Raw genomic sequence first — 4,380 nt, forward strand, 5'->3', positions numbered from 1 at the left:
ACAGCGGGGTGAGCGCCTTGCGGCGCTTGCCCTCGCCTGCGCACGCTGGCACAGAGAAGACAGGTTCGCGCCGCAGCGGTGACGACGTGGGCCGGCCCGCCCCGTCACCAATTCCCACCCCAGCGGCCTGTATGAAACGTTATCTCGACTACCTCTGGCCGATCATCGGGCTCGTCGCGGTGGTCTGGTCGGTCGAACTGCTCTGGGGCAAGCTCAAGGCCGAAGCAGGCTCGGACGCTGCGATCGAGGCCCTGCTCGCCGATGCCAGCCTCTGGCAGAGCATCAAGATCATCGCCCACCGGATCGGCCACAAGATCGCGGTGATCCCGCCGGAAGCGTTCTTCCACGCGGCGCTCGCGACGCTTGTCGCCTATGCTGCCCTCGCCTGGTACGACCGGATCGCCCTGATCCATCTCGGCAAGCAGAAGGGCATCTCCTGGCTCTACATCTCGCTCTGCTCCTTCGTGACCTACGCGCTCTCGCACAATATCGGCGCGTCGGTCTTCTCGGGCGGGATGGTGCGCTACCGGGCCTACACGGCGAAGGGCCTGACCGCCGCCGAGGTCGCCGTGCTCGTCGCGCTCTGCTCCTTCACCTTCGCCTTCGGCACGATCCTGCTGATGGGACTCGTGCTGATCTACGAGCCTGAGATATTGCGCCCGCTGACGCGCATGTCGCGCTGGTTCGCGATCGGGGACAGCACGGCGCGGCTGATCGGCATCGGCATGCTCGCCTTCGTCGCCCTCTATACGATCGGCTCCTGGCTGCGCTTCAGGCCGCTGAAGATCGGCAAGTTCGAGATCATCTATCCGCGGCTGCCCATCGTCTTCAGGCAGTACCTTGCCGCTCCGCTCGAGCTCGCAGGTGCCGCCGGCATCATCTATTTCGCGCTTCCGGACCAGGGCAATCCGGGCTTCCTGATCGTGCTCGGCGCCTTCCTGCTGTCGTTTTCCGCCGGCCTGCTCAGCCAGGTACCGGGTGGCGTCGGCGTGATGGAGGCGGTCTTCCTCGCGGTCATGCCGGGCATGCCGGCTCCCGCGGTCTTCGCCGCGCTGCTGATCTGGCGGCTGTTCTATCTCATCCTGCCGCTGGTATTCTCGCTGCCGATCGTGCTGGCCTTCGAGCGCGCGCAGCTCAAGCGCAGCACCCGCATCGCGCCGCCGCCCTGAAACGGCTCGTCAAGCCGCGGCGGGCTTGGCCGACGGCCGCTTCAGCGCGATCGCTGCCGCACCGAACATCAGCAGGGCCCCGATCGCCTCCGACCAGCCGAACGGCTCGTGTAGCGCGAGCACGCCCACCGCCACCGCGATCGCCGGACTGATGAAGGCGTAGAGACCGGCCCGGAACGCCCCCCAGTCGCGCAGCAGCCGCATATAGATGGTGAAGCCCATCAGCGAGCCACCGATGACGAGGAACACCACCGCCGGCAGCACCGGCCACCGCATCAGCCTGGCCAGATCGTCATAGCCGACAGGCTCCAGCGCGAGCGAGACGATCGTGAGGCCGAAGCCGCCGATCAGCGTCTGCCAGCCGGCGAGAGTCAGCGTCGGCATCGAGCCGGCAATCGGCCGCGCCAGCACGGCGCCTACGCAGTAGAGCAGCGTTCCGGCGGCTACCGCGGCGAGCCCCCACGCCTCGAGCGGGTCGCCCTGCGCCGCCGTGAGCCCGCCCATCGCCCGTGTCGCGAACAGGAAGCCGAGGCCGACCGTCCCGAGCGCAATCGCCGCCAGCTTGCGCCCGTCGATCCGCTCGCCCTCGAATGCCCGGCTCGCCAGCAAGGTGTAGATCGGGATCGTCGCGAAATTGACGATCGCCGCGAGGCCCGTCGGCGCATGCGCCGTGCCCCAGAACAACAGCGTGTAGTTGCCGGTATTGATCAGCAGCGCGGTGGCGAGCAGTCGCGGCCAGGCAGAACGCGGCACCTTCGTCACGTCACGTCCGGCCCAGAGCAACATCAGCACGCCGGCGATGCTGAAGCGCACCGCCGCCAGGAAGACTGGCGGCACATGCGATGCCCCGACCTTGACCGGAAGCCAGGTCAGCCCCCAGACGAGGCACATGATGGCGAAGAGGGCAGCATTGCGCGACATGGCCTCCGCTTAGCCGCAGCACATGGCGCTGACCATTGCGCCGCGGGCATCGGCCCCCCGTGGAAAGCGGAGGTAGGCCTCAGACGCTTCCGACCGTCTTGAGCCGCACGCGCGGATGGATCTCGGCCTGCGACAGCACCGGCGTCTCGCGGCGGAAGCGCTCGATGATCTGGCGCGCGAAGGGGCGAGCCATCGCGGAGGTAACCAGCGCCGGCATCTCGCCGATGCGCGCCGCGTCCTCGAACTTGTCGCGGACGTGATGCACGAACTCCTGCAGGCGCGAGGGCTGCATCGCAAGGTGCCGGTCCTCGCCCTGGCCGATGATCGACTCGGCGAAGACCCCTTCCCAGGCCGGCGACAGCGTGATGATCGGCAGGACACCCTGCATGTTGGAGAACTGCGCGCAGATCTGGCGGGCGAGGCGCGCACGGACATGTTCCGCGATGTCGCGCGGATTGCGGACGCTGGCCGAGACCTCGGCGATGCCTTCGATGATCGTCGGCAGGTCGCGGATCGAGATGCGCTCGGAGAGCAGGAGCTGAAGCACGCGCTGGATGCCGGTGGTCGAGATCTGGCTCGGCACGATCTCCTTGACGAGATCGGCATGGTCCTTCGGCAACTCGCGCAGCAGCTTCTGCACTTCGCTGTGGGAGAGCAGTTCCGGCATGTTCGACTTCAGCACCTCGGTCAGGTGCGTCGAGATCACGGTCGCGGCGTCGACAACGGTGTAGCCGCGCAGTTGCGCCTCGTCCTGCAGGGCGCCGTCGATCCAGGTCGCGGGCAGGCCGAAGGTCGGCTCCAGGACATTGTGGCCGGGCAGGTTCACCGAGCCGCCCATCGGGTCCATCGCCATGTACTGGCCGGCATAGACGATGCCCTGGCCGGCATCGATCTCCTTGATCTTGATGAAATAGTGGTTCGCCTCGAGCTGGACGTTGTCGACGATGCGCACCGCCGGCATGACGAAGCCGAGTTCGGCCGCAAGCTGGCGGCGCAACGCGCGCACCTGATCGGTCAAGCGATCCTGTCCGCCGGCGGCGTTGACCAGCGGCAGCAGCCCGTAGCCGATCTCGATCTTGAGCTCGTCCATCTTGAGGAGATCGTTCAGCGTCTCCTCGCGCTGCGTGCCGTCGGCGCCCCCCACCGCGCCGGGCTGAGCAGCGCCGGCCAGAGCCTGCTCCTCCTCGCGCGCCTTGGCCGCCTGGCCGAAGCGACGGGCAAGGAAGGCCGCGCCCGCTGCCAGCAGCAGGAAGGGCAGCATCGGGATGCCGGGCAACAGGGCGATCAAGAGCATCACGGCGGCGGACATGCCGAGCGCCTTGGGATAGCCGGAGAGCTGCTTGCCGAGGGCCTTGTCGGCGGCGCCGCGCACGCCGGCCTTCGAGACGAGCAGGCCTGCCGCGGTCGAGACGATGAGCGCCGGGACCTGGCTGACGAGGCCGTCGCCCACGGTGAGCAGCGTGTAGTTATGGGCTGCCTGGCTGAAGCTCAGCCCCTGCTGCGCGACGCCGATGATGATGCCGCCGAGCACGTTGATGAAGGTGATCAGCAGGCCCGCGATCGCGTCGCCGCGCACGAATTTCGAAGCACCGTCCATGGAGCCGAAGAAGGAGGATTCGTCCTCCAGCGCCTTGCGGCGGACCTTGGCGGTTTCCTGGTCGATCAGGCCGGCGGAGAGATCGGCGTCGATAGCCATCTGCTTGCCGGGCATCGCGTCGAGGGTGAAGCGCGCGGCGACTTCGGCGATGCGGCCCGAACCCTTGGTGATCACCACGAAGTTCACGATGATCAGGATCGTGAAGACGATCACGCCGATCACGAAATTGCCGCTCATGACGAAGCCGGCGAAGGCCTCGATGACGTGCCCCGCTGCCGCCGTGCCCTCGTGGCCATGCGCGAGGATCAGGCGCGTCGAGGCCAGGTTCAGCGCCAGCCGGAACATGGTGACGATCAGCAGCACCGTCGGGAACGCGGAGAACTCGAGCGGCTCCTCGATGAAGAGCGCGGTCATCAGCACCAGCACCGACAGGATGATGGAAAGCGCCAGCATCAGGTCGAGCAGCAGTGCCGGCATCGGGAAGATGAGCACCACGAGGATGCCCATGACGCCGACGGCGAGAAACAGGTCGGGACGATTGAGCAGCTTCCCCAACGCGCCGCGATCGGGAATGTTGAACCCTCTTCCCTGACCTGCCGTCACATCGGTCATCGACCGCTCCGCCCGCCCTTTGCCTGCCCATGGCAGCATGCGCTCCGAAGCGGAGCGCAACCCGGCAATTCTTGCCGGGTC

3 protein-coding genes are annotated in these 4,380 nt (G+C 67.3%); 1 reads left to right on the top strand and 2 read right to left on the bottom strand.

What is annotated here, in order from left to right; translation table 11 throughout:
* The first annotated feature begins 131 nt into the window (after positions 1-131).
* On the top strand, positions 132-1,169 hold the full coding sequence (locus tag ACIPIA_RS10855) for a lysylphosphatidylglycerol synthase transmembrane domain-containing protein (protein ID WP_400509361.1): 1,038 nt from the start codon (positions 132-134) through the stop codon (positions 1,167-1,169).
* A 9-nt stretch (positions 1,170-1,178) separates the two neighbouring features.
* Here the strand turns inward: ACIPIA_RS10855 and ACIPIA_RS10860 are convergent, their stop codons facing one another.
* Both ACIPIA_RS10860 and flhA read right to left on the bottom strand, forming a co-directional pair.
* Positions 1,179-2,090: a DMT family transporter gene (locus ACIPIA_RS10860; RefSeq protein WP_400509363.1), complete on the bottom strand. Its 912-nt coding sequence runs from the start codon at positions 2,088-2,090 to the stop codon at positions 1,179-1,181.
* Positions 2,091-2,169: 79 nt separating this feature from the next.
* A complete protein-coding gene (gene flhA / locus ACIPIA_RS10865; protein WP_400509365.1) occupies positions 2,170-4,299 on the bottom strand; it encodes a flagellar biosynthesis protein FlhA in 2,130 nt (709 codons plus the stop codon).
* Between the last annotated feature and the right edge of the window lie 81 nt (positions 4,300-4,380).

It is taken from the genome of Allobosea sp. CER48, assembly GCF_044752385.1.
GTDB lineage: Bacteria > Pseudomonadota > Alphaproteobacteria > Rhizobiales > Beijerinckiaceae > Allobosea.

Coding starts and splice junctions, on each gene's coding strand:
- ACIPIA_RS10855 (WP_400509361.1), top strand. CDS start 132: ATGAAACGTTATCTCGACTACCTCTGGCCGATCATCGGGCTCGTCGCG.
- ACIPIA_RS10860 (WP_400509363.1), bottom strand. CDS start 2,090: ATGTCGCGCAATGCTGCCCTCTTCGCCATCATGTGCCTCGTCTGGGGG.
- flhA (WP_400509365.1), bottom strand. CDS start 4,299: ATGACCGATGTGACGGCAGGTCAGGGAAGAGGGTTCAACATTCCCGAT.